Source organism: Nocardioides psychrotolerans (assembly GCF_900113685.1).
GTDB classification, from domain to species: domain Bacteria; phylum Actinomycetota; class Actinomycetes; order Propionibacteriales; family Nocardioidaceae; genus Nocardioides; species Nocardioides psychrotolerans.
The window spans coordinates 1-23,754 of the sequence record NZ_FOQG01000006.1 but is presented as its reverse complement, the minus strand read 5'-3'; the positions used below and the strand labels follow the sequence as shown (position 1 = coordinate 23,754).

Here is a 23,754-nt window from a genome sequence, read left to right as displayed (position 1 = left end):
ACATGATTGTGCCGTGCCCGACCAGCCGCCCGCATTCCCCCAGCTCCCGCCGGGGTTCCGCTTCGGCACCAGCACGGCCGCTTACCAGATCGAGGGCGCCGCGACCGAGGACGGCAAGGGCCCCAGCATCTGGGACACCTTCGCCCACACGCCGGGTCGCATCAACGACGGCTCGACCGGTGACGTGGCGTGCGACCATTACCACCGCTACGAGGGTGATGTCGCGCTGATGCAGCAGCTCGGCGCCGGTGGCTACCGCTTCTCGATCTCGTGGCCGCGCATCCAGCCGACCGGGTCCGGCCCGGCCAACCTCAAGGGTCTCGACTTCTACGACCGGCTCGTCGACTCGCTGCTCGCGCACGGCGTGCAGCCGATGGCGACGCTCTATCACTGGGACCTGCCCCAGGCGCTCGAGGACGACGGCGGCTGGCTCAACCGCGCGACGATCGACCGGTTCGCCGACTACGCGGCGATCGTCGGGGAGCGGCTCGCTGACCGGGTGGAGCACTGGATCCCCGTCAACGAGCCGAACGTGGCCTCGATGATGGGCTACAGCATCGGGATGCACGCCCCCGGCCGAGCGCTGATGTTCGACGGCCTCCCGGTCGCTCACCACCTGCTCGTGGCCCACGGCCGCGCGGTCCAGGTCCTGCGCGCGGCGGGCGCGACGAGCGTCGGCTGCGCCAACAACCACGCCCCGATGTGGCCCGCGAGCGACCTGCCCGAGGACGTCGGCGCGACCAAGCTCTTCGACGCGCTGTGGAACGGCATGTTCCTGGAGCCGATGCTGCTCGGCCGCTATCCCGTCGACCTGGCCCCGCTGCTGGTCGATGAGATCCACGACGGCGACATGGCCACGATCCGCCAGCCCCTCGACTTCTACGGCGTCAACTACTACAACCCGATGCGGATCGCCGCTGCCGACGAGGAGGCCGAGATGCCCTTCGAGATGCGCGAGCTCGTGGGCTACCCCACGACCGACTTCGGCTGGCCCGTCGTGCCCGACGCGCTGCGCGAGTGGCTGATCACGTTCCGAGCCCGCTTCCGCGCCGCCCTTCCGCCGATCATGATCACCGAGTCGGGCTGTGCCTACGACATTGGCCCCGACGAGCACGGCGTCGTCGACGACCAGCCCCGCATCGACTACCTCGACGCCCACCTGCGCGCCGTCGCGACGGCCATCGAGCGCGGCGTTGATGTGCGCGGCTACTACACGTGGTCGCTCCTGGACAACTTCGAGTGGACCGAGGGCTACACCCAGCGCTTCGGCCTCGTGCACGTCGACTACGAGACGCAGGCGCGCACCCCCAAGCGCAGCTTCGAGTGGTACGCCGACATGATCCGGGCCCAGCCGCCGGGTTGACGTTGCTGGCATCGAGTGACGCAAAGAGCATGTCCCTGGGCCCTCAGGACATGCATTCCGCGTCACTCGACGCACCCGGCCAGCCTCAGGACGAGTGCTTCACCGCGAACGTCTCGCGCACGACCGCCTCGTCGAAGTCCTCGCCGAGCCAGTCGAAGAGGCCGCGCAGCACGGTCGGGTCGGAGACGTAGTCGTCGTAGTGGATCCGGTACGCCGCGTCGCCGAGGTCGTCCGCGATCGCCAGGAGGCGGGACTCGATGTCGGCGAGGGCCGCGGCGGTCTGCTCCGGGTCGCCCTTGGCCCACCACTTGCTGCGTGCCACGTCGGCGTGGTCGCGGGTGTTGACCACGAACCGCGCCCCGGGGAAGACCTCGCGCAACCACGCGACGTACTCCGCGACGTCGGGGTGGTACCACCGGATCTCCTTGAAGCCGGTCACCCGCGTGTCGGGGCGCGGGCGCAGGACGGTGTCGAGCGCGAGCCGGCGGATCCCGTCGAGCGACTGCTGCGGCGGGAAGTCGCCGATCCCGAAGAACGAGCTCGTCGTCTGCCGCAGCTCGCCCCTGGACGCACGGTGCTTCTCGGCCAGGAGCGTGGTGTGGAAGAGGAAGAGGTGGTGCAGCGCGTCGCGGTTCTCGCCGCGGATGACGTAGCCCGGGATGGTGTTGAGCAACCCGGTCACCAGCGTCGAGCCGGAGCGGCCGTAGGTGACGACGAAGAGGTAGCCCAGCTCCTGGCGGTCACGACCGCGCAGGCGGCGCACCTGCCGGCGCAGCGCCTCGACCTCGCGATCCGTTCCGGCATCGTCCACGCCGTGATCCTAGGGCGAGGCCGAGCCGTAGCATGTCGCCCATGTCGAGCCCCGCCGAGTCGTTGCCCGCCAAACGCCGGGTGGTCTTCGTCGTCGGCTCCGGCCGCAGCGGCACCAGCACGATGAGTGGCACCCTGCAGACCCTCGGCATGCACGTGCCTCAGCCGGAGGTCAGCGCCGACGAGACCAACCCCAAGGGCTTCGGCGAGCCGCAGTGGGTCGTCGACTTCCACGACGAGCTGCTCAAGCGCTGCAACGTGCAGGTCTCCGACTCGCGCCCGCAGGCGTGGTTCGAGGCCGGCAAGCTCAGCAATCTCGAGCCCTTGCGCGGCCGGCTGCGTGACTGGCTGGAGACGCAGTTCGTCGAGGGCGGTCCTGAGCTGGTCGTCAAGGACCCGCGGCTCGCCTGGTTCATGGGGCTGTGGCGCTCGGCGGCCATGCGCTGCGATGCGACGCCGGCCTACGTCACGATGCTGCGCCCGGTGACCGAGGTCGTGGGCAGCAAGCAGAAGTACTACGCCTCGAAGTTCGGCGAGGTCGACCGCACCGCCGCCTGGGTCAACATGATGCTCCACACCGAGCGTGCGACCCGCGGCTCGGCACGCGCCTTCGTGCGCTACCACGACCTGCTCACCGACTGGACCGTCCCGGTCTTCGACATCGGCCAGAAGTTCGACCTCGACGCGGTCAAGTCGGCCAGCGCCAACGACATCCGCTCGGTCCACGCCTTCATCGACCCCAACCTGCGCCGCGTCCAGCTCACCTGGGACGACGTCGACGTGCCGCCGCGGTTGCGCGAGATCGCCGAGGAGTCGTGGCAGGGCCTCAACACCCTCGCCGAGCCCGACGGCGACACCGCCGACGTGCACGCCACGCTCGACCAGCTCCGCGCCGCCTACGCCGACCTCTACGACGAGGCCGAGGCGATCGCCCGGTCGACCGCGCTCGCCGCCCACCGCGACGGCCTTGCCCAGCAACCGATGCCGCTCCAGGTCATCCGCCGCGGGGTCGACCGCCTGCCCCACGGCGTGCGCGCGATGGTGCCGGCGAGCGCCCGTCGCGGGCTGCGCAGGGCCCTCGGCCGCGAGCGATGAGCGCTCCGGACGCGGCGTTCCGCCCGCCAGACATCGCCTGCCTCGAGGGCGAGGACGACTACGACGTCCGCTGGGCCTGGCAGGACCGCAAGCTGCCCTCCGGCCTCACCTGTGTCTTCCGCGTCAAGAACGAGGCACGCAACCTGCCGTGGGTGCTGCCGCCGATGCTCCAGGCCGTGCAGCACGTGGTGCTGGTCGACAACCAGTCGGACGACGGCACCCCCGAGGTCGCTGCCCGCGTCGCCGCGGACGTCGGGGCGGCTGACCGCCTCACCGTCACGTCGTACCCCTGGAAGGTGAGCCGCGCCGGGGCCGAGCACCTGGCGACCCCACCCGACTCGGTGCACTCCCTGACGCACTTCTACAACTGGTCGTTCTCGCACGTGCGCACCTGCTACTCGATGAAGTGGGACGGCGACATGGTCCTCACTCCCGAGGGTGTGGGGATGCTGGCGGACCTGTCCTGGCAGCTCGAGGACTCCAACGCGGTCGTCGCGATCCCGCGGCACCCGCTGTCGATCGTGAGCGATTCGGTGGCCTGGATCGACCTGGGCTTCCGGTTCCTGGAGCCGTGGGTCTATCCGATGGGTCCGGAGTTCACGTTCGTGAAGGCCTTCGAGTGGGAGGTCCGCGAGTTCCCCACCAGCTCCGAGCGGATCGTCGCGCCCGAGGGGATGTGCGTGGAGCTGAAGTGGCTCGACTCCGACGAGTTCTCCCACTGGAGCAGCCACGACGACTTCGGTGCCTCGAGGGCGCCGCGCAAGCTGCGCGAGCTCGAGGTCTACCGCGCGCTGATGGAGGGTCGCGGCGACGAGGTCCACGGACTCCAGCGCATCGAGGCCCCGCCGGGCGTGCACATCGTCGACCACGTGACCCGCACGTGGCTGCCGCAGCAGCCGCGACCACTTGTGCGCCGGCCCGGCCGGATCGACGTCTGAGCGCGATGCCCGACCCCGCCGACCCCGCCGACCCCGCCGACCCCGCCGACCCCGCCGACCCCGCCGATCTCGGCCCCGCGGTGCAGAAGTTCCTGGAGCAGTCGGAGTCGTCGCTGCTCCTGCCCGCTCCCGCCGGCGAGCTCGTCGAGCCGGGGCGCCGCGACCGGGTGCTGGTCTCCTGCTCGGACCGGGGGGCGCTGCGCGCGTTCGTCGCCCCGGCTGGCGTGCGCTCCGCGGTCGTCGGTCTCCACCTCGCCGGCGGTCCTGCTCCGGTGAGCCTGGTGCCCAAGCCCGCCTGGCCTGCACTGCAAGGCATCCACGCCCGCCCGGCCGGTGACGGCTGGCTCACCGTGCTCCGCTTCGAGCGCCCGGTCGAGGTCACCGAGATCGTCGCCGAAGCCGGTCGTCAGGCCGTCTGGGGCGACACCGTCGGCAACCGCGGCCTGTGGGTCGGCGGCGTCGACGCCGTCTCCGAGAAGGTGCCCGCCGACGTCCTCCCCGGCGCCATGGCGGCCATGGTGGTCTCCGAGGTCACCGGCCGTACGCCGGCCGCCCTGGGCTCTCCGGTCGGTCCACTGTCGCTCGGGCCGCTCGACGAGCGGGTGCTCAACCCGATCGGCTTCGTCGCCGCGACCTCGGCCGACGTCGTGGCGCTCTCGTCGCTCGACCTGCAGGGCGGACCGACCGAGGTCCTGGTCGCGTCGTTGCGCGCGGCTGCGGGGGTGCGCGTCGATGCTGATGACGCGCGCCTGCTGGCCGGCCTCGCGATGGCGGGCGTGCCGCTCGTCCCGGATTCCTCCGGTGGAGTTTCCCCAGCCCTGGTTGACCTCCTGGGCTCCGCCGTGGTCGACGCGATCACCGCGCCGGTCGACCTGTCCGACCCCCTGGCGCGCGAGGAGCACAGCGTGGTGCTCCGCCGAGCCGCGCTCGACACGTTCTCCACCCGCGCGTGGCGGACGGCCGTGGCGGCGTCGGTGGGAGTCCGGGTGGCGGCCCGGCCGACCGTGTCCGTCGTGCTGGCGACCAAGCGCGCGGACATGCTCGACTTCGCGCTGCGCCAGGTCGCCAAGCAGCGCGGGGTGGGCCCGCTCGAGCTGGTGCTCGCCCCCCACGGCTTCGACGTCGACGCGGTCTGGGTGCGGGACCAGCTGCCCGCGAGCGTCGCGCTGCAGGTCCGGCCCCAGCCTGAGGCGACCACCTTCGGGGACGTGCTGGCCGCAGCTGCGGGGGCGGTCTCGGGAGACGTCGTGCTCAAGATGGACGACGACGACTGGTATTCACCCGACGTCGTCGCCGACCTGCTCCGCGCCCGTGACTACAGCGGCGCCGAGATGGTCGGGATGCCGGCGGAGATGCACTACCTGGCCCCGAAGGACCTGACCGTCAAGCGCGGTCACCCGAGCGAGCTCTACGCCCGCTTCATCGCCGGCGGCACGATGCTCGTCGACCGTGGGCTGCTGCGTGAGGTCGGCAGCTTCCGCTCGGTGCGCAAGTACGTCGACGCGCAGCTGATCGCGGCCGTCACCGCCGCGGGTGCCGCGATCTACCGCACCCACGGGCTGGGCTACGTGCTGCGCCGCAACGCGAGCGGGCACACGTGGGAGGTCGACCTGGACTACCTCCTCGACCCGGTGCGTGTCGAGCACAGGTGGGAGGGCTTCCGCCCCTCGCGGCTGCTCGAGCACGACCCCGCCGACCGTCCCTGACCCTCTCGCAGGCACTTCCAGCACGTCAGCACCTCCTGGGCCGCCGCCGCATGGGGGCGCCTGGCATCGTGGCGGGCATGACCGACTCCCCAGCCAATCCGTCCCCCGTCGTCGTGGTCACCGGCGCCAACGGCCTCGTCGGCGCCCGGGTGTGCGCGGCGCTCGTCGAGCGCGGCGCCCTCGTGCGCGCCGTCGTACGACGACCCGGCACCGCGCCGACGCTCCCCGGCGTCCAGGAGCGGGTCGGTGACTTCCCGGACCCGGACTTCGCCGCCGACGTCGTGGTCGGTGCCAGCGCTGTCGTGACGACCGTGCACCCGATGGGCAGCCCGCTCGAGCACCAGCGCGAGATCGGCGTCGAGGGCACCCCGGTCATCGCCCGGGCAGCGGCCGCGGCCGGGGTCGGCCGCTTCGTCCACGTCTCGACCGCCGCCGTCTACGACCGGTCGCCGGACGTCGGTGACGTCGACGAGTCCTCCTCGCTCGTGGGCGACGAGGCCGGCGACTACCCCGTCACCAAGCGTGACACGGACGCTGCCCTCGCCGAGGTCGACGGCATCACCCGCGTCCTGGTGCGCCCACCGGCGATCCTCGGCCCGGGCGCGAGCTCGCTGTGGAACACGCTGCGCCCGGCCGCCGTCCGCGACGACGAGCGCGCCCGCCACACGTTGCCGCACCAGACCTTCTCCTGGGTGCACGTCGACGACCTCGCGGCCCTCATCGCCGACGTCGCGACGGGCCGCATCGCGACCTCGACGGACCCGGGCGCCGGACCGGTCGCCGGCGGCTGCACCCCGGTCAACGCGGCGGCAGGCCCCGCCACGAACCGCGACTACCACGGCGCCGTCACAGCCGCGGTCGGCGTGGAGCCGGTCTGGGACGACGGCCCGGCGTGGACCGGGAAGATCGGGTCGGCGCGGGCGCACGCCTGGGGCTGGAGGCCCCAGGTCGACCTCGAGCAGGCGCTGGCAGAGCTCGATGCCGGCCTGCGCGGCCCGGAATGACAGCCGGCGTCAAACCGTTGAGCCGTCAACCACTACCGCGAGAGGCACTCTCATGCACGTAGGCGTCGACAGCTTCGTCTCGACCGTCACCGACCCGACCACCGGCCACGTGATCGGCGCCGCGGAGCGGATGGAGCACCTGCTCGAGGAGATCTCCCTCGCCGACCAGGTCGGGCTCTACTCCTTCGGCATCGGCGAGCACCACCGCTGCGAGTACTACGACTCCGCGCCTCCGGTCATCCTCGCCGCGGCCGCCGCCCGCACCGAGCGGATCCGGCTCGGCAGCGCGGTGACGGTGCTCAGCGCGGCCGACCCGGTGCGCGTCTTCCAACAGTTCGCGACCCTCGACCTCATCTCGAAGGGCCGCATCGACCTCGTCGTGGGCCGCGGTTCCTTCACCGAGGCGTTCCCGCTCTTCGGGCTGGACCTCGCCGACTACGACTCGCTGTTCAGCGAGAAGCTCGAGCTGCTGCTGCAGATCCGCGACAACACCGAGGTCACCTGGTCCGGGCGGCACCGCCCGCCGATGGTGCGCCAGAACGTCTACCCGCGCCCGCTCCAGGACCCGCTGCCGATCTGGGTCGGCGTCGGTGGCACGCCCCAGTCCTTCGTCCGCGCGGGGCTCCTCGGCCTGCCGCTGATGATCGCGATCATCGGCGGGGAGCCGCGCCAGTTCGCCCCGATGGTCGACCTCTACCGCCGCGCCGGTGCCGAGGCCGGCCATGCCCCCGAGAAGCTCCAGGTCGGCCTGCACGTCTTCGGCTTCGTCGGGGAGTCCACGAAGGCCGCGGCCGACACGATCTACCCGGGCTGGGAGGAGATGTTCACCAAGGTCTCCCGCGAGCGCGGCTTCCCGCCGCCGACCCGGGCCCGCTTCGACGCGACCGCGGGGGAGAACGGGGCGTTCTTCATGGGAGACCCGCAGACGGTGGCCGACAAGATCCGCCGGGTCTCCGAGCAGCTCGGCGGCGTCGACCGGCTCTCGCTCCAGATGACCAACCCGCGCCTCGCGCACGCCGACCTGCTGCGCGGCATCGAGCTCCTCGGCACCGAGGTCGCGCCCCTGGTGGCGTCGGTCTGAGGAGTCAGAGGCGGGCGCGAGCCTGCTGCGCGGCGAGCAGGGCACACACGACGGCGAGGCCGGCCAGGAGCGCCGCCACGTCGACGTACGCCGAGAAGAACGCGAGCAGCAGCGGCATCGCGAAGCCGAGGTAGGCGAAGCCGTAGTAGGCCGCCGACACCGTGCCGAGGCGCCCCTCGGCAGCGACGCCCGGGAGCCGCGAGAGCCCGCTCGCCAGTGCCAGCCCGCCACCGGCTCCGAGCAGGCACGCGGCGGGCACCGCGAGCAGCAGCAGCGGAGGTACGGCGGCCGCGGTCGCCGTCGCGGCGTAGCCCACGGCGCCACAGGTCGCGGCCACCGGCGCGGTCCGGGCGCCGAGGCGGCCCTGCAACGGCGCGGCCAGGGCGCCCATGCCCAAGGTCATCCCGGCGAGCAGCCCGGTGAGCGCCACGGGTGCGACCGGGAAGCCGATCAGCACCGGGATGCCACCCACCGCGCTGGCGGGGAAGGCGTAGACGCAGACCGCCAACGGTGCGACGACGAGGAGCGCCGTGCGCGCCGTGCCCGGACGCAGCGGCCCTCGGCCGGTGTCCGGGTGCCGCGCCCGCGGCGACGTCAACGTCTCCGGGACCGACCAGGCGACGGCCACCGTGACCAGCAGGAACGTCGCGTGCAGCAGGTAGGGCAGCACCAGGGGGAGGGGTCCCCACTCGCCGATCAGGCCCGCCATCACCGGCCCGATCGCGAAACCGCCGGTCATCGTCACCGCCGCGGTCCGGGCGCCCGACGTGCGGCCCGCCCGGTGCGCCGACTCGACCAGCCAGGCGCTGCCGATGCTGAAGACGGCGCCGGCCCCAGCGCCCTGGAGGAAGCGCACCAGGAACAGCAGTGGCTCACTCGCGGTCGCGGTCACGAAGAGCAACGAGGCGGCTGCGGACACGAGGGCGGTCGGGATCACGACCAGCCTGCGGCCCCAGCGGTCGGCGGCGGGGCCGGCGAGGCTGAGCGCCGGCACCAGCCCCAGCGCGTAGACCCCGAAGAGCGCCGTCAGCGAGGTGGACGACATGTCCAGCTCGTCGCGGTAGATCAGCAGCAGCGGTGTCGGGATGTTGGTCCCGGCGGCGACCCCGAGGAGCAGGATCCCGAGACGACGATCCGGGGGCAGCAGCACCCGGGGCAGCCTAGGGTGCGACGAGCTCGGGTGTGATCAGGGCGTCGAGCTCGGTGAGCAGGTCGGCGAGCAGCAGCTCGACGTCCGGGACCAGGTCGGCGTCGACGCACAGCCCGATCGTGACCGTGCCCGCATAGCTGAACATCGCGACGCCCAGGGCGAGGTCGCCCGAGGTCGGGCCCCAGCCGATGGTGCCGACCAGCCGGGTGCCGACCAGCGTCACCGGGCGGCGGGGTCCGGGGACGTTGGTCATGACGCCGGTGCCCTTGGAGGCGAACACGTCGATCGCGAGGTCCTCCACGAACTGAGGTGCCAGACCGACGAGCTCGAGGATGCCGAACGCGACCAGCCCCTGGGCCGAGTCCTTCACCCGCCGGGTCCGCCGGGCCATCTCCCGCAACCGCTCGTGCCGGTGCGCGGTGGTCAGGGGCAGCGGGATGTAGACCAGGCCGAACTTGTTGCCGAGCTCGGCGGGCAACGGCTGGTCCAGCGGCCGGAGGTTGAACGGGACGATCGCGCGCACGTCGTGGACCGGGCTGCGTCGTCGGACCAGGTGGGCGCGCAGTGCTCCGGACACCGCGGAGAGGAGGACGTCGTTGACCGTGGTGCCGGTCAGGTGGGCGGCACCACGCAGGCTGTCGAGCGGCACCGGTGGTGACCACGTGACGCTCTTGCGCACACCGGCAACCCCCCGCAGAGCGGTCTGCCGGTCGGCCGGCATGACGGTGAGCTGGGCCAGGGCCTCCGTGTCGGCGACCGCGGTGCGCGCGAGGTCCAGGATCCGCCCGGGCCGGGCGACCAGGGCCGCGAGTCGCCGCGGGTGCACGAGCGCCTCGAACAGCTCGTGTGCGACCACGCCGGCGAGCGGGCCGCGGGAGCCGTCAGCGGCGGCCTCGGGCTCGGTCACCGCGACCGGCTCGACCTCGGGGTCGTCGGTCAGCGACATCAGCATCCGGGCCAGCGCGATCCCGTCGGCGATGGCGTAGTGCATCCGGAAGACCGCGGCGCACCCGGAGCCGTAGTTCTCGACCAGGTAGAGGTCCCACAGTGGGCGGGCGTGGTCCAGCGGCACACTGACCAGGCCGCTGGTGAACTCCTGGAGCTGCTCGCGTCCGGCCGGTTCGGCCAGGTGGACCGGGTGGAGGTGCTCCTCGAGGTCGAACCCCTCGACGTCCTCCCAGCAGTAGTGGCCGTGCTCCTCGACGACACGCTGCCGGAAGCGCGGGAAACGATCGACCATCCGGTGCTGGATCAGCGCTCGCAACGCCGTCCAGTCCAGTGCCTCGTCGAACCACATCACCGAGGTGACGACCATCAGGTTGGTGGGACGGTCCATCCGGAGCCAGGCGGCATCGGCGGGTGCCATCGGGAAGCGCTTCACCGGGACTCCTTGCGTGGGCGACGAGAGCTCGCGACCGCGAGCAGGTCGGCGAAACCGGACTGGAGCCCGTCGACCAGGACATCGGCGTCGGGTGTGGAGTCCCGGTCCGTGGTGACGCCGAAGAAGAGGTGCTCGCCGTACGACGTGACCGCGACCCCGATCCTCAGCCGGTCCGCGATCGGCACGTAGGGGTAGGTGGCGATCATCCGTCGCCCGGCGAGGTAGAGCGTCGTGCGCGGACCGGGGACGTTCGTGACGACGGTGGTCAGGTTGCGGTGCGGCACCCGGAACGCGAGGTGCAGGAACCCCGCCACTGCCGGCGGGGGCAGTGCGTCGGCGACCGACAGCGCCCACTGACCCGCCTGGGCCTCGTGCGACTCCTTGAGCGCCAGGGTCCGGGTGGCGACCTCGTAGAACCGGTCACGCGGGTCCTCGAGCTCGACCGGCAGCGTGAGCAACAGGGCAGAGACCTCGTTGTCGAGCGTGCCCGAGGAGTCTCGGCGCACCGAGACCGGCACGAGGCAGCGAACGCTGTTCGGATCCGCACCCAGCCCGCGGGCCTGCTCGAGGTCACGGAATCCCTTCGTGACGGCCGCCAGGACGACATCGTTGACGGTGCCGCCGAGACGTTCGCGGACCAGGAGGGCGTCGGCGAGGCTGATCCGGGTCCAGCGGAACTCGCGGTCCCGGCCGAGGGGGCCCACGAGGGAGGACGGCGTGGTGGGCACCACCGCGCGGGCGAAGCCGAGCACGCCCTGTCCGATGGTGCTGGCGGAGCGGGCGGCCGCGACCGGGTGGCGCAGCGTGGCGCCGACAGCCCGAGGCAGGCCCCGCAGCTCCCGGGAGCGCAGCAGCGCCTGCTCCCACACCGCGTCGGCGACCAGGCGTCCTGGTGTCGGCGGTCGGGCCGGTGCCCAGTCCTCGTCCTCGCCACTGCCCTGGTCCGGGTCCTGTTCTAGGTGCTGGTCGGGCGCCCGGTCGAGGATCGTGGCCAACAGGTCCGTGCCGGCGATCCCGTCGGCCATCGTGTGGTGCACCTTGGTCAACAGCGCCCAACGGTCCTCCGCCAGCCCCTCGAGGACGACGTCCTGCCACAACGGACGGTCGCGGGGGAGCGCCTCGGAGAGCACGGCTCCCGCAACCTCCCGCAGCTCCGCCTCGCCTCCCGGGGCGGGCACGCGCATGCGGCTGAGGTGGCGCTCGATGTGGAAGTCGGGATCGTCGGCCCACACGGGCCGACCCGCTGCCAACGGGACCGTCCGCAGCCGCTGGCGCAGCCGAGGGACGGCCGGCAGCTTGCGCTCGATCGCCGCCACGACCTCAGCCTGGGTCGGCGCCGGTCCTTCGAAGATGCCGAGGCTCGCGATGTGCAGGGACGAGTGCGAGTCCTCCACGTGCAGAAATGCCGAGTCCAGTGCGCTGGTGCGGTCCATGCCTCATGGAACCGCCGGGCACGGCGTCGCGTCAGGAGCCCAAGGTCCCGTGGGCGTCGCCGTTGGTCCCGCCAATCACCGGCCCGCGCGGAGGCCGGGACCTACGGTGGGTCCATGTACCTGGAGAACCTCGTCATCGACGCCGTCGAGCCCCAACGGCTCGGCCGGTTCTGGGAGGCGGTGGTCGGCGGCGAGACCCTGACCGACGCACCGGGCATCTACGAGACGCGGCTGAGCATCAAGGGTGGGCCCGTGCTCGACCTGTGCTTCCAGCCCGTCCCCGGGCCACCGTCCGAGCCGCCTCGGCTGCACCCCGACCTGCTCGGCGGACCGCGCCAGGCCGAGGTGGTCGAGCGGTTGCTGGGGCTGGGCGCACGCCACCTCGACATCGGTCAGCGCGACGTGCCCCGGGTGGTGCTCGCCGACCCCGAGGGCAATGCGCTGTGCGTGATGGAGGAGCGGGCGTCGTACGACGGCACGGGACCGATCGCCGCACTCCCGCTCGACTCGGCCGACCCGGACCGGGACGCGGAGTTCTGGTCCTGGCTGACCGGGTGGACCGATGTGGCCGGCGCCGCACCCCGCTCGCTGCGCCACCCGTCGCTGGTGGGTCCGCTCCTCGAGCTGTGCGCTGAGCAGGCACCCAAGGGCGCCGCCAAGAACCGCCTGCACCTCGACGTCCGGCTGGAGTCCGGTGACGACCCCGACCAGGTCGCGGCCACCATCGCGGAGCGCGGGGGCCGCGAGCTCCCGGCGCAGTGGGGCGAGCTGCCCTGGCGGTCCTTCGCGGACCCGTCCGGCAACGAGTTCTGCGTTCTCCCGGCTCCGGCTCCGGCTCCTGCGGGCTAGCTGGACGCCGGGTCGGCCAGCACGTCGCGCCATGAGTGGGTCGGGGTCCAGCCGAGCAGGTCGCGCGCCTTGTCGATGGCATAGAACGTCTCGTCGCGCCCCATCTCGCGACGCACCTCGACCCCGTCGTAGAACCGGTCCAGGATCTCGGGGGTCGTCGCCGCGACGGACAGGTCGGCGTTGGCGACGTTGAAGACCTCATAGCCCAGCCCGTCGGTCTCCAGGCAGCGCTGCACCATCGTCCCCAGGTCGCGCACGTCGATGTAGGCGAAGACGTTGCGCCGCCGCAGCGCCGGGTCGGCGAGGTAGGCCGGGAACTGCTCGGCGTACTCGTGCGGCTCGATGACATTGTTGATCCGCAGGCCGTAGACGTCTGCGCCGGTGCGCGCGTGGAACGACCTCGCGGTCACTTCGTTGGCAACCTTGGACATCGCATAGGAGTCCTCGGGGACGGTCGGGTGCTCCTCGTCGACCGGGACGTAGAGCGGGCGCCGCTCGCCCTGCGCGAAGCAGATGCCGTAGGTCGTCTCCGACGAGGCGAACACGACCTTGCGCACGCCCAGCCGGGTCGCCGCCTCGAGCACGTTGTAGGTGCTGAGGACGTTGGTCGCATAGGTCGCGGCGTCGGACCTGATCAGGATCGCGGGCACGGCGGCGAAGTGCACGACCGCGTCGTACGACGGCTTCTCGGGCAGGTCGAGCTCGGCCGCGGTCGCGAGCCCGGCGAGCGCCGAGTAGGTCTCACCGGCGTCGGTGAGGTCGACGCGGAGGTCGGCGACGTCCGGGTGGCCCAGCGGGGCGAGGTCGGCGTTGGTGACGTGGTGGCCCTGCGAGGCGAGGTAGGGCGCCACGTGCTGACCGGCCTTGCCGCTGCCGCCGGTGAAGAAGATGCGCATGACTGGACCGTACCCAGGTGCTGAGCCTGGCGTGTTGGCCAGAGGTCTCGGGCGCCCCGGGTGGCCAAACGACTGACCACCCGGCGAAGGACCAGTCATCCGCCGGGCGGAACCATCCCGGCTGGAGCGCGACAGCCCGAAGGTAACGCTGACCTCGGCTGGCCTCTCCACCCGGACCACGACGACGTCATACGGAGTGAGGACCCGTCTCCACCATCCGCATGACGTTGCGCCCGATGACGCAGTGCGACCGACCGGCCTAGCGCCGCCCGAGCCCCCGCGCGGTCCACCCGGCGGCCCGCCACGCGTCGAGGTCGAGCAGGTTGCGCCCGTCGAGCACCTGCTTGCGCCTCACGACGTCCCCGACGGCTGCGATGTCGACCGTGCGGAACTCGGGCCACTCGGTGAGGTGCAGGAGCAGGTCGGCGTCCTGAGCGGCCTCGACGGCCGAGCCTGCATAGGAGAGCGTCGGGAACATGGCGCGCGCTGTCTCGTTGGCCCGCGGGTCGTAGACGGTCACGTGCGCGCCGCGCAGGTGCAGCTTGCCGGCGATGGAGAGGGCGGGGGAGTCGCGCACGTCGTCGCTGTCGGGCTTGAAGGCCGCGCCCCACACGCCGATCCGGGCGCGGGTGACGCTGCCGCCGAGCAGGGAGGTCGCGATCTGTGCGACGCGGGAGCGTTGACGCTGGTTGATGTCGTCGACCTGGCGCAGGAACGTCATCGCGTCCTCGACCCCGAGCTCGCCGGCGCGGTGGACGAAGGCGCGGATGTCCTTGGGCAGGCAGCCGCCGCCGAAGCCGATGCCGGCGTTGAGGAAGCGGCGCCCGATCCGCGCGTCGTGGCCGATCGCGTCGGCGAGGTCGACCACGTCGGCCCCGGCCGCCTCACACACCTCGGAGACGGCGTTGATGAAGGAGATCTTGGTGGCGAGGAAGGCGTTGGCCGACACCTTCACCAGCTCGGCCGTGGCGTAGTCGGTCACGATCAGCGGCGTCCCGGTCGCGAGGATGGGTGCGTAGAAGTCGCGCATCGCCTGCTCGGAGCGCTCCGAGGCCACGCCGAGCACGATCCGGTCCGGCTCGAGGGTGTCCTTGACGGCGAAGCCTTCGCGGAGGAACTCCGGGTTCCACACCAGCTCGGCCTCGGCCCCGACGGGGGCGAGGTCAGCGAGAGCGGCAGCCATGCGGCGGGCGGTGCCGACGGGCACGGTCGACTTCCCGATGATCGTGGCTGGGCGGGTCAGGTGGGGTGCGAGCCCGGTGACCGCGGCCTCGACGAAAGAGACGTCGGCGCCCATCGAGGAGGGCAGCTGCGGCGTGCCGACGCAGAGGAAGTGCAGGTCGGCGAAGGCCGCAGCCTCCTCCATCGAGTCGGTGAACCTCAGCCGTCCCGCGGCGACGTGCTTGGCCAGCAGGTCCTCGAGGCCAGGCTCCCAGAACGGCACGCGGCCGGCGGTCAGGAGGTCGCGCTTGCGCTGGTCGACCTCGACGCCGAGCACGTCGTGGCCGAGCTCGGCCATGCAGGCGGCGTGCGTCGCGCCGAGGTAGCCACAACCGATGACGGTGATCTTCACGCGCTCACCCTAGGAGTTGCTGGTGGTGCCGGGCGTCAGGGCGGTGGCCAGGCGGTGAACGATCTCGGTCAGGCGCTCGGGCGAGGTCGCGATGTTGAGCCGGACGTGCCCGGTCAGCCCGGGCTGGTAGTCGTGCCCGGCGGCCAGCTGCACCCGGCCCCGCTCCAGCGCCACGGCGGCCGGATCGTCGTGGCCGTAGGCGCGCAGGTCGATCCAGGCGAGGTACGTCGCCTCGAGGGGCCGCATCCGGGCCTCGGGCAGGTGCTGCGCCAGCAGGCGCGCGAGCAGGTCTCGCTGCGAGCTGAGTCGCACGCGCAGGGCGTCGAGCCAGGCGTCGCCGTCGGTGTAGGCCGCGACCGCGGCGATCACACCGAGAGGTGACCACGAGTCGTTGCGGACCATCGGCACGTCGGTCAGGCGCCGGTGCGTCGCGGTGTCGGCGCTCACGATCTGCGCGCACCGCAGCCCTGCGGTGTTGAACGCCTTGGATGCGGCGACGACCGCGACCGCGTGGTCGGCCGTGCCCTCGATCGAGAGGTAGGGGACGTGCTCCGCCCCGGCCAGCACCAGCGGGGCGTGGATCTCGTCGGAGATCACCCGGGCGCCGTGGCGGACCACCACGTCACGGATGCCCTCGAGCTCGGTTCGGGTGAACACGCGTCCCCACGGGTTGTGCGGCTGGGTGAGCAGCAGCGTGCGGGCCCCGTCGGCGAAGGCCTGGTCGAGGCTGTCGAGGTCGATCTCCGCGCGCGGAGCGTCGGGGTCGAGGAGAAGATCGACCCGTTCGCGGCCGGTGACCTGGGCGACGTCGAGCTGGGGGCTGTAGGCCGGCCCGGGCATCACCATCGGCCCCGGCTCGGAGAGCACGTCGAGCGCCACGCGCACGCCCGCAGTCACGTCCACCACCGGCACCACCTGCTCCGGGTCGACCCGGTGGCCGAACTGCCTGCTCGCCCACCCGGCGTACGCCTCACCGAGGACGCCGCCCTCGGTCTCGAAGCGGGGATAGCCCGTGATGCCCGCCTCGATCGCGTCGTGCAGCGCCGCCGCCACCGGTGGCGCCAGCGCGTAGTCCATCTCGGCCACCCAAGCCGGGATCACGTCGGGGTCGGTCGTGCCCCACTTGAGCACCAGGCCACGGCGGGCTTCGTCGTCGGTGAGATCGCGGATCATGCGGCCGACGCTAGCCGTCAGAGCCCCGCGGCTACGCGGGTGCCCTGCTCGATCGCGCGCTTGGCGTCCAGCTCGACGGCGACGTCGGCGCCGCCGATCAGGTGCACGGAGGCGCCCGCGAGCACGAGGTCGTCGTAGAGCGACCGCACCGACTCCTGACCGGCGCACAGCACCACGTGGTCGACGTCCAGCACCTGGGAGACCCCGTCGACGGTGACGTGCAGGCCGGCGTCGTCGACCAGGTCGTAGGAGGCCCCGCTCACCTGCACCACGCCCGACTGCTTCAGCACGGCGCGGTGCGCCCAGCCGGAGGTCTTGCCCAGGCCGACGCCGATCGGCGTGGTCTTCCGCTGGATCAGCGTCACCTCGCGCAGCGGCGTGCGCGGCTTCTTCTCGGTCAGCCCGCCGGCGTGCAGCGACGGGTCGCCGACACCCCAGTGCGACATCCAGTCGTCCAGGTCCTCGGCGGGGTCGTGGGTCAGCCACACGCTGACGTCGACCCCGATCCCACCGGCACCGATGACAGCGACGCGACGCCCGGGGACGACCGCGCCGGAGAGCACCTCGGCGTAGGACACGACCTTCGGGTGCTCGACCCCGGGGAAGTCCGGCACGCGCGGCGTCACGCCGGTCGCCACCACCACCTCGTCGTACGACGACAGGGCGGCCGCCGACGCCGCCTCGCCGAGGCGGACGGTCACGCCGAGGACCTCGAGCCGGCGTGCGTAGTAGCGCAGCGTGTCGGCGAAGTCCTCCTTGCCGGGCACGGCCATGGCCAGGCGGAACTGCCCGCCGAGCGTCGCGGACTTCTCGAAGAGCGTCACCGCGAAGCCGCGCTCGGCCGCGGACACCGCCGCCGACAGACCGGCCGGGCCGGCACCCACGACCGCGATCGTGGCCGCGCGCTTGGTCGGCCCGAGCACCAGCGTGGTCTCGCGGCAGGCGCGCGGGTTAACCAGGCAGCTGGCCTTGCGGTTCGCGAACACGTGGTCCAGGCAGGCCTGGTTGCAGCCGATGCAGGTGTTGATCTCGTCGGCGCGCCCCTCGGCGGCCTTGGTCACGAAGAACGCGTCGGCCAGCAGCGGGCGCGCCATCGAGACCAGGTCGGCCTCTCCCGCGGCGAGGATCGACTCGGCCAGCTCGGGGGTGTTGATGCGGTTGGACGCGCAGACCGGCACCGAGACCTCGGCCTTGAGGCGGGCGGTGGCGGAGCGCCAGGCGCCGCGCGGGACCTGGGTGATGATCGTGGGGACGCGGGCCTCGTGCCAGCCGATGCCGGTGTTGAGCACGGTGACCCCGGCCTCCTCAAGCCCGTGCGCGAGCTCGACGACCTCGTCCCAGGTCTGGCCGCCCTCGACCAGGTCGAGCAGCGAGATGCGATACATGATCGGGAAGTCGGCACCGACCAGCTCGCGCGAGCGCCGCACGATCTCCAGCGGGAAGCGCATCCGCTTCTCGGCGCTGCCGCCCCAGGCGTCGCTGCGCTGGTTGGTGCGCTCGGCGAGGAACTGGTTGATCAGGTAGCCCTCGGACCCCATGATCTCGACCGCGTCGTAGCCCGCCTTCACCGCCAGCGCCACGGACCTCGCGAAGTCGGTCGCCGTGCGGTCCACGGCCCTAGTCGACAGCGCGCTCGGCTTGAAGGGTGTGATCGGGCTCTTGGTCGCCGACGCCGAGACGCTGAACGGGTGGTAGCCGTAGCGTCCTGCGTGCAGCACCTGCAGCGCGATCGCACCGCCCTCGTCGTGCACCGCGCCGGTCACGTCGCGGTGCCGCATCGCCTGGAGACGCGTGGTCATCTCGGAGGCGAAGGGCTTGAGCCAACCACGCTTGTTGGGCGCGTAGCCGCCGGTGACGATCAGGCCGACGCCGCCGCGGGCCCGCTCGGCGAAGTAGGCCGCCAGGGCCGGCAGGTCGCGCCGGCTGTCCTCGAGCCCGGTGTGCATGGAGCCCATGACGACCCGGTTGCGCAGCTCCAGGGTCCCGAGCGTGATCGGGCTGAGCAGGTGCGGATAGTCGGTCATGCGTGTGCCTCCAGGTATTCGGTGAGCCACTCGATCCAGAACTCCTCGACGCGGATGCCGCCGCGCAGCACGAGGTACTGGTCGAGCTCGAGGCCTGCCAGGTCGACGGGCCCGTCGGTGTAGTCGCGTTTCATCAGCTGCCGGTAGTGATCCAGCCGGACGTGGTGGTCGGCGAGGTTCGCGCGCACGACGTCCAGCACCGCCGCGCGGTCGCCGAAGGAGGCGCCCCGCAGCTTCACCGCCAGCTCGCTGCGCATGGTGTGCGTGTCCGTCGGCTCGGCGAGCCACGCGGCCAGCACGTCGGCTCCGGCCGGTGTCACGTCGTAGACCTTCTTGGCGGGCTTGCCGGTCTGCGCCACCTCGCTCACCGACACCCAGCCCTCGGTCTCCATCCGGCCCAGCACCTTGTAGATCTGCTGGTGGGTCGCCGGCCAGAAGTAGCCGATCGACCGCGAGAATCGCTTGGCCAGCTCCAGACCGCTGCCGGGCTGCTCGCGCAACGCGACGAGGAGGGCGTGGTCGAGGGCCATGGAGTGATCGTGGCAGGCCTATGCAACTAGTTGCAAGCCCTCGCTGGCCCTACGATTCCTGCATGCGCCTGCGTCGGACCGTCATTGCAACCCTGCCCCTCCTGGCCTTCGCCGCCGTCGCGTGCGCGCCGGTCGACGACGAGGAGACGGTCGCCGACCCGGCGCCGAGCAGCGAGTCCGACCGGGCGGGCACCGAGACCGAGGACGTCGACGCCTGCGCGACCGAGTCGCTGCCGACGCTCGAGGCGGGCACCCTGACGATCGGCACGGACTCGCCTGCCTACGAGCCCTGGTTCACCGACAACGACCCGACCAACGGCAAGGGCTACGAGTCGGCGGTCGCCTATGCCGTCGCCGAGCAGCTGGGCTTCGCAGCAGACCAGGTCACCTGGGTGACGGTCCCGTTCAACACCTCCTACGCGCCGGGTCCGAAGAAGTTCGACTTCGACGTCAACCAGATCTCGATCACCCCGGCCCGGGCCGAGGTCGTCGACTTCTCCGAGGGCTACTACTCCGCGGCCCAGGCCGTCATCGCCCTCAAGGGCTCACCGGTCTCCGAGGTCACGAGCATCGCCGACCTCGCCGACTACAACCTCGGCGCCCAGACCGGCACCACGTCGCTGACCGCGATCCGCGAGGTCATCAACCCGGCCAACGACCCGGCCGTCTTCGAGGACACCAACGCTGCCAAGCAGGCGCTGCTCAACGGTCAGGTCGACGGCATCCTCGCCGACCTCCCCACCGCGTTCTACATCTCGGCGGTGGAGATCCCCGACAGTGCGATCATCGGCCAGTTCCAGGTCGAGGACGGCGACGAGGAGGAGTTCGGGATGCTCTTCGAGAAGGGCAGCCCCCTCGTCGACTGTGTCGACGGCGCACTGGAGGCACTCGACGAGGACGGCACGCTCGACGCGCTCGAGCAGCAGTGGCTCTCCGACGTCGTGAGCGTCCCCGAGCTCCAGTGACCCTCCCGGGGAATCGCTCGTGAGCACGGTCTGGGCCCCGAGCGAACGCGAGCAGGAGCGGCGTCGGATCCGGAGGCGCCAGCGCGCCCGCTCGGTGCTGATCGCCACCCTGGTGACCGTCGGCGTGTTCGTCGGCCTCGGTGTCGCCGTCACGGGCTCGCCGGGCTGGCCCAGCGTCCAGGAGCTCTTCTTCAACGGCTTCCACGCCCGCGAGTCCTTCGACGCGGTCCTCGAGGGCTTCTGGATCAACGTCAAGCTCTTCCTGATCTGCCAGCCGGTGATCCTGGTGCTCGCGCTCGGCGTCGCCCTGGCCCGGACGGCGCGCTCCGCCTGGCTGGTGCCCGTCCGGCTGCTCGCCGCGCTCTACACCGACGTCTTCCGCGGCATCCCCACGATCCTGCTGGTGATCCTGCTGGCCTTCGGCGTGCCGGCCCTGCGGCTGGAGGGGCTGCCGACCGACCGCCTGTTCTGGGCCGGCGTCGCCCTGGTCCTCTCCTACGGCGCCTACGTCGCCGAGGTCTTCCGCTCGGGCATCGACTCGATCCATCCTTCGCAGATCGCCAGTGCCGAGGCGCTGGCGCTGAGTCGCGCGCAGACGATGCGCCACGTCGTCGTGCCGCAGGCCGTGCGCCGCGTCGTACCTCCCCTGCTCAACGACTTCGTCTCCCTGCAGAAGGACACCGCGCTCGTGGCGGCTGCCGGTGTCTTCGACGCCGTCTTCGCCGCGCGCGACTACGGCAACTTCAACTTCAACTACACCCCGCTCGTCGTCGTGGCCGGCTTCTTCGTCGTGATGACCGTGCCGCTGGCGCGCCTCACCGACTGGCTGCAGCGCCGCTACGCCGAGCGCGAGAGGGCCGGTGCCCGATGAGTGCCCTGCTGGAGGTGCGCGGCGTCCGCAAGTCGTACGGCGACCGCGTGGTCCTCGACGACGTCTCGCTCGACGTCGCGGCTCACGACGTCATCTGCCTGATCGGCTCGTCCGGCTCGGGCAAGTCGACCCTGCTGCGCTGCATCGACCTGCTCGAGGACATCGACGACGGCGTGATCCGCTTCGACGGCAGCGAGATCTCCGACCCGCGGGTCGACCCGCGTGAGGTGCGCCGCCAGATCGGGATGGTCTTCCAGGCCTACAACCTCTTCCCGCACCTGAGCGTGCTCGACAACTGCACGCTCTCCCCGCGCCGGGTCCACGGGCTCTCCAAGCGTGAGGCCGAGGACCGCGCCCGCGACCTGCTGGCGACGTTCGGCCTGTCCGACCACGTCGACAAGCACCCCGACCGGCTTTCCGGTGGCCAGCAGCAGCGCGTCGCCCTGGTCCGCGCGCTGTGCACACGTCCCGCCCTGCTGCTCCTCGACGAGATCACCGCGGCACTCGACCCCGAGCTGATCGGCGAGGTGCTCACGATCGTGCGGCAGCTGGCCGAGCGCGGCACGACGATGGTCCTCGCGACCCACGAGATGAGCTTCGCCCGCGAGGTCGCCACGTCGGTCTGCTTCCTGTCCGAGGGCCGGATCCTCGAGCAGGGGCCACCCGCCGAGATCTTCAGCAACCCCCGCGAGGAGCGCACCCGCCAGTTCCTGCGCCGGGTGCTGCCGAGCTGACGCTCGAGCCAGGTCGCGGACGAGCCGGTGACGTTGACAGTGGTTCTGTCATCATCGGCGCCATGAGCATTGAGCTGGGCAAGGGAACCGGGCCGCTGAGCGGCGTGAAGGTCGTCGAGATCGCCGGGATCGGCCCCGGGCCGCACGCGTGCATGATCCTCGCGGACCTCGGCGCCGACGTGATCCGCATCGAGCGGCCAGGAGGGCAGATGCTCGCCGGCGGCGCCACCATGCTGCTCAACCGCGGCCGCCCGAGCGTTGCGCTCAACCTCAAGGACCCGGAGGCGGTCGCCACCGTCCTGGCGCTGGTGAAGGACGCCGACGTCGTCGTGGAGGGCATGCGCCCGGGCGTCACCGAGCGCCTCGGCCTCGGCCCCGACGACTGCCTGGCGGTCAACGAGCGCATCGTCTACGGACGGATGACGGGCTGGGGGCAGACCGGTCCGCTGGCCACCGCGGCCGGCCACGACATGAACTACATCGCCATCACCGGTGCCCTGTTCGGGCTCGGGCAGGACCCGGCACGCCCGCACTTCCCGACCAACCTCGTGGGCGACTTCGGCGGCGGGTCGACGTACCTCGTCATCGGCATCCTGGCCGCGCTCCTGGAGTCGAAGCTCTCGGGCAAGGGCCAGGTCATCGACGCGGCCATCGTCGACGGCACCGCCCACCTCAACGCGATGACCTCGGCCTTCCTCGCCAGTGGCGGCTACACCGAGGAGCGCGGGGCCAACCTGCTCGACGGTGGTGTCCCGTTCTACGACATCTACGAGACCTCGGATGCCAAGCACCTGTCTGTGGGCGCGCTCGAGCCGCAGTTCTTCGACGCGCTGGTCACCATCCTCGGGATCAAGGACACCTGCCCCGGCCAGCACGAGCCCGACCGGTACGACGAGATGCGGGCCGTCCTCACCGAGACCTTCGCGTCCCGGACGCAGGCGGAGTGGGTGGAGACCTTCGAGGGCACCGACGCGTGCGTCGCGGGGATCATCCCGATCAGCGAGGCCGCCGAGCACCCGCACCTCAAGGCACGCGGCACCTTCGTCGAGAAGGACGGGATGGTCCAGCCGGTCCCCGCGCCCCGCTTCTCCCGCACCGAGCCGACGCTCACCCTGCCGCCGTCGCGCGAGGCCGGCGAGCACACCCGCGACGCGCTCACCGCCTGGGGCATCGGCGACGTCGACGGGCTGATCGAGCGAGGAGTCGCGGTCCAGGTCTGAGGTCGGCTGGCTCCACGGTCTAGCCGTTGAGCTCCTTGCGCAGGGCGATGACCTCGGCGAGCGCCTGCTCGGCGGTCTGCGTCGCGATCGTCAGCGCGCGAAGCAGCGTCGCGACGTCGACCTTCTGACGCACGGCCGGGCTCCGGCCCGCCTCGTCGAGGTCGAGACCGAGGTCGCCGATCAGGCGCAGCTGCTCCTGGAGCTCGGCCAGGCTCTGGTGGCCGGTCCGCGACGCGATCCGGGTGTCCCGGTCTGCCTGGGCCGCCGGCGTCCTGCTGACCTTGAAGAGACCCATGGCGGGCTCCGTCCTGGGATGGTCGTTCCCCCGAGGGTCGGGTGTCCGCAGCCTAGGTGCTGCCGCGCGCGCCTACGCTCGTCGGATGTCCGTCGACAGGTCGATCATCCGCGTCAAGGCCATGCTGCTCGCACCGAACCCCGCCCGCACAGCCCATGCTGTGAGCCTCAACCCGCCGACTGCGGAGAACCCGGACGGCTACCACCGGCTCATCGGTGGTGGCGTCGACCTCGGCGAGACCGCGCGTGCCGCAGTGCTGCGCGAAGTGGATGAAGAGCTCGGTGCTGTGGTCCGGGACCTGAGGTTCGTGGCGGCGGTGGAGAGCATCTTCCGGATCGACGGCGTGCTCGGACATGAGGTGGTGTTCCTCTACTCCGGTCGGCTGGACCCTCAACCCGCCTCGTCGGACGCGACTCTCACGGAGAGCGACGGGAGCATCGTGCCGGTGGTGTGGCGTCCGATCGACGACGCTGAGGAGTCCTTGCCGTTGTATCCCGCAGCCGCGGTTCCGTGGGTGCAACGGCTCGCCGACGAGCACCTCAGGGGTCGGTGAGGTCTCTTGTGCCGGTGGGGGTGACGAGCATCGTTTGGCCGTGGGGTTCGTGCCAGAGGAAGGTGCCGGGGGTGAGTTGTTGGTAGGTCCAGCCGGCGTGGGTCTTGAGC

22 protein-coding genes are annotated in these 23,754 nt (G+C 71.8%); 12 read left to right on the top strand and 10 right to left on the bottom strand.

The genetic code is table 11. The annotated features are described in order from the left end of the window. Positions 1–13 precede the first annotated feature (13 nt). Positions 14–1,363, top strand: coding sequence for a GH1 family beta-glucosidase (locus BM204_RS08795; protein WP_091112183.1), 1,350 nt, complete (start codon positions 14–16; stop codon positions 1,361–1,363). A gap of 85 nt (positions 1,364–1,448) precedes the next feature. Here BM204_RS08795 and BM204_RS08790 read toward each other — a convergent pair whose 3' ends face one another. Continuing rightward, a complete protein-coding gene (locus BM204_RS08790; RefSeq protein ID WP_091112181.1) occupies positions 1,449–2,174 on the bottom strand; it encodes a sulfotransferase in 726 nt (241 codons plus the stop codon). A 41-nt stretch (positions 2,175–2,215) separates the two neighbouring features. Between BM204_RS08790 and BM204_RS08785 the strand changes: the two genes are divergently transcribed. The 5 genes from BM204_RS08785 (at position 2,216) to BM204_RS08765 (ending at position 7,997) form a co-directional block, all read left to right on the top strand. Further along, positions 2,216–3,268: a sulfotransferase family protein gene (locus BM204_RS08785; RefSeq protein ID WP_246166508.1), complete on the top strand. Its 1,053-nt coding sequence runs from the start codon at positions 2,216–2,218 to the stop codon at positions 3,266–3,268. Further along, the gene (locus BM204_RS08780) at positions 3,265–4,206 is read left to right on the top strand and encodes a glycosyltransferase family 2 protein (RefSeq protein ID WP_091112177.1); all 942 of its coding nucleotides are present in this window, start codon (positions 3,265–3,267) and stop codon (positions 4,204–4,206) included. The genes BM204_RS08785 and BM204_RS08780 overlap by 4 nt, the downstream gene beginning before the upstream one ends. Before the next feature lie 5 nt (positions 4,207–4,211). Then, complete coding sequence (locus tag BM204_RS08775) at positions 4,212–5,912, top strand: glycosyltransferase family protein (RefSeq protein WP_091112175.1); 1,701 nt, start codon at positions 4,212–4,214, stop codon at positions 5,910–5,912. A 77-nt stretch (positions 5,913–5,989) separates the two neighbouring features. Beyond that, positions 5,990–6,916, top strand: a complete 927-nt coding sequence (locus BM204_RS08770; RefSeq protein WP_091112173.1) for an NAD-dependent epimerase/dehydratase family protein — start codon at positions 5,990–5,992, stop codon at positions 6,914–6,916. A gap of 52 nt (positions 6,917–6,968) precedes the next feature. After that, positions 6,969–7,997 carry an LLM class flavin-dependent oxidoreductase gene (locus BM204_RS08765; RefSeq protein WP_091112171.1) on the top strand — a complete coding sequence of 343 codons (1,029 nt, stop codon included), beginning with the start codon at positions 6,969–6,971 and terminating at the stop codon, positions 7,995–7,997. Positions 7,998–8,001: 4 nt separating this feature from the next. Here BM204_RS08765 and BM204_RS08760 read toward each other — a convergent pair whose 3' ends face one another. From BM204_RS08760 to BM204_RS08750, 3 genes are read right to left on the bottom strand one after another with little or no spacing between them, the layout of a single operon-like run. Beyond that, complete coding sequence (locus BM204_RS08760; protein WP_177223718.1) at positions 8,002–9,147, bottom strand: MFS transporter; 1,146 nt, start codon at positions 9,145–9,147, stop codon at positions 8,002–8,004. Between the two features lie 10 nt (positions 9,148–9,157). Further along, positions 9,158–10,528, bottom strand: a complete 1,371-nt coding sequence (locus BM204_RS08755; RefSeq protein ID WP_091112168.1) for a wax ester/triacylglycerol synthase family O-acyltransferase — start codon at positions 10,526–10,528, stop codon at positions 9,158–9,160. Next, positions 10,525–11,961, bottom strand: coding sequence for a wax ester/triacylglycerol synthase family O-acyltransferase (locus tag BM204_RS08750; protein ID WP_091112165.1), 1,437 nt, complete (start codon positions 11,959–11,961; stop codon positions 10,525–10,527). Before BM204_RS08750 ends, BM204_RS08755 begins: the two co-directional genes overlap by 4 nt. Positions 11,962–12,075: 114 nt before the next feature. Here BM204_RS08750 and BM204_RS08745 point away from each other — a divergent pair, with 114 nt between their 5' ends. Next, the gene (locus tag BM204_RS08745; RefSeq protein ID WP_091112163.1) at positions 12,076–12,810 is read left to right on the top strand and encodes a VOC family protein; all 735 of its coding nucleotides are present in this window, start codon (positions 12,076–12,078) and stop codon (positions 12,808–12,810) included. On the opposite strand, the gene BM204_RS08740 is transcribed toward BM204_RS08745, so the two are convergent. From BM204_RS08740 to BM204_RS08720, 5 genes are all read right to left on the bottom strand, one after another. After that, the gene (locus tag BM204_RS08740; RefSeq protein WP_091112161.1) at positions 12,807–13,706 is read right to left on the bottom strand and encodes an NAD-dependent epimerase/dehydratase family protein; all 900 of its coding nucleotides are present in this window, start codon (positions 13,704–13,706) and stop codon (positions 12,807–12,809) included. The genes BM204_RS08745 and BM204_RS08740 overlap by 4 nt on opposite strands. 259 nt (positions 13,707–13,965) lie before the next feature. Beyond that, entirely contained in the window at positions 13,966–15,279 is a 1,314-nt protein-coding gene (locus BM204_RS08735; RefSeq protein WP_091112159.1) for a UDP-glucose dehydrogenase family protein, read from the bottom strand. Positions 15,280–15,288: 9 nt separating this feature from the next. Continuing rightward, positions 15,289–16,452 (bottom strand): MalY/PatB family protein, encoded by a 1,164-nt coding sequence (locus BM204_RS08730; RefSeq protein ID WP_091112156.1) that lies wholly within the window; start codon positions 16,450–16,452, stop codon positions 15,289–15,291. Between the two features lie 17 nt (positions 16,453–16,469). Next, positions 16,470–18,476, bottom strand: a complete 2,007-nt coding sequence (locus tag BM204_RS08725) for an NADPH-dependent 2,4-dienoyl-CoA reductase (RefSeq protein ID WP_091112153.1) — start codon at positions 18,474–18,476, stop codon at positions 16,470–16,472. Further along, a complete protein-coding gene (locus BM204_RS08720) occupies positions 18,473–19,006 on the bottom strand; it encodes a PadR family transcriptional regulator (protein WP_091112150.1) in 534 nt (177 codons plus the stop codon). Before BM204_RS08720 ends, BM204_RS08725 begins: the two co-directional genes overlap by 4 nt. A 62-nt stretch (positions 19,007–19,068) precedes the next feature. Between BM204_RS08720 and BM204_RS08715 the strand changes: the two genes are divergently transcribed. From BM204_RS08715 to BM204_RS08700, 4 genes are all read left to right on the top strand, one after another. Then, positions 19,069–19,971 carry an ABC transporter substrate-binding protein gene (locus BM204_RS08715; RefSeq protein WP_091112148.1) on the top strand — a complete coding sequence of 301 codons (903 nt, stop codon included), beginning with the start codon at positions 19,069–19,071 and terminating at the stop codon, positions 19,969–19,971. A gap of 19 nt (positions 19,972–19,990) precedes the next feature. After that, positions 19,991–20,842, top strand: a complete 852-nt coding sequence (locus tag BM204_RS08710; protein ID WP_091112146.1) for an amino acid ABC transporter permease — start codon at positions 19,991–19,993, stop codon at positions 20,840–20,842. Further along, positions 20,839–21,576, top strand: a complete 738-nt coding sequence (locus BM204_RS08705; RefSeq protein ID WP_091112144.1) for an amino acid ABC transporter ATP-binding protein — start codon at positions 20,839–20,841, stop codon at positions 21,574–21,576. The genes BM204_RS08710 and BM204_RS08705 overlap by 4 nt, the downstream gene beginning before the upstream one ends. Before the next feature lie 62 nt (positions 21,577–21,638). Next, on the top strand, positions 21,639–22,796 hold the full coding sequence (locus tag BM204_RS08700; RefSeq protein ID WP_091112141.1) for a CaiB/BaiF CoA transferase family protein: 1,158 nt from the start codon (positions 21,639–21,641) through the stop codon (positions 22,794–22,796). A 19-nt stretch (positions 22,797–22,815) separates the two neighbouring features. Here the strand turns inward: BM204_RS08700 and BM204_RS08695 are convergent, their stop codons facing one another. Next, positions 22,816–23,091 (bottom strand): hypothetical protein, encoded by a 276-nt coding sequence (locus tag BM204_RS08695; RefSeq protein ID WP_091112139.1) that lies wholly within the window; start codon positions 23,089–23,091, stop codon positions 22,816–22,818. Positions 23,092–23,176: 85 nt separating this feature from the next. Here BM204_RS08695 and BM204_RS08690 point away from each other — a divergent pair, with 85 nt between their 5' ends. Continuing rightward, the gene (locus BM204_RS08690) at positions 23,177–23,644 is read left to right on the top strand and encodes an NUDIX hydrolase (RefSeq protein WP_177223717.1); all 468 of its coding nucleotides are present in this window, start codon (positions 23,177–23,179) and stop codon (positions 23,642–23,644) included. Positions 23,645–23,754: the final 110 nt, after the last annotated feature.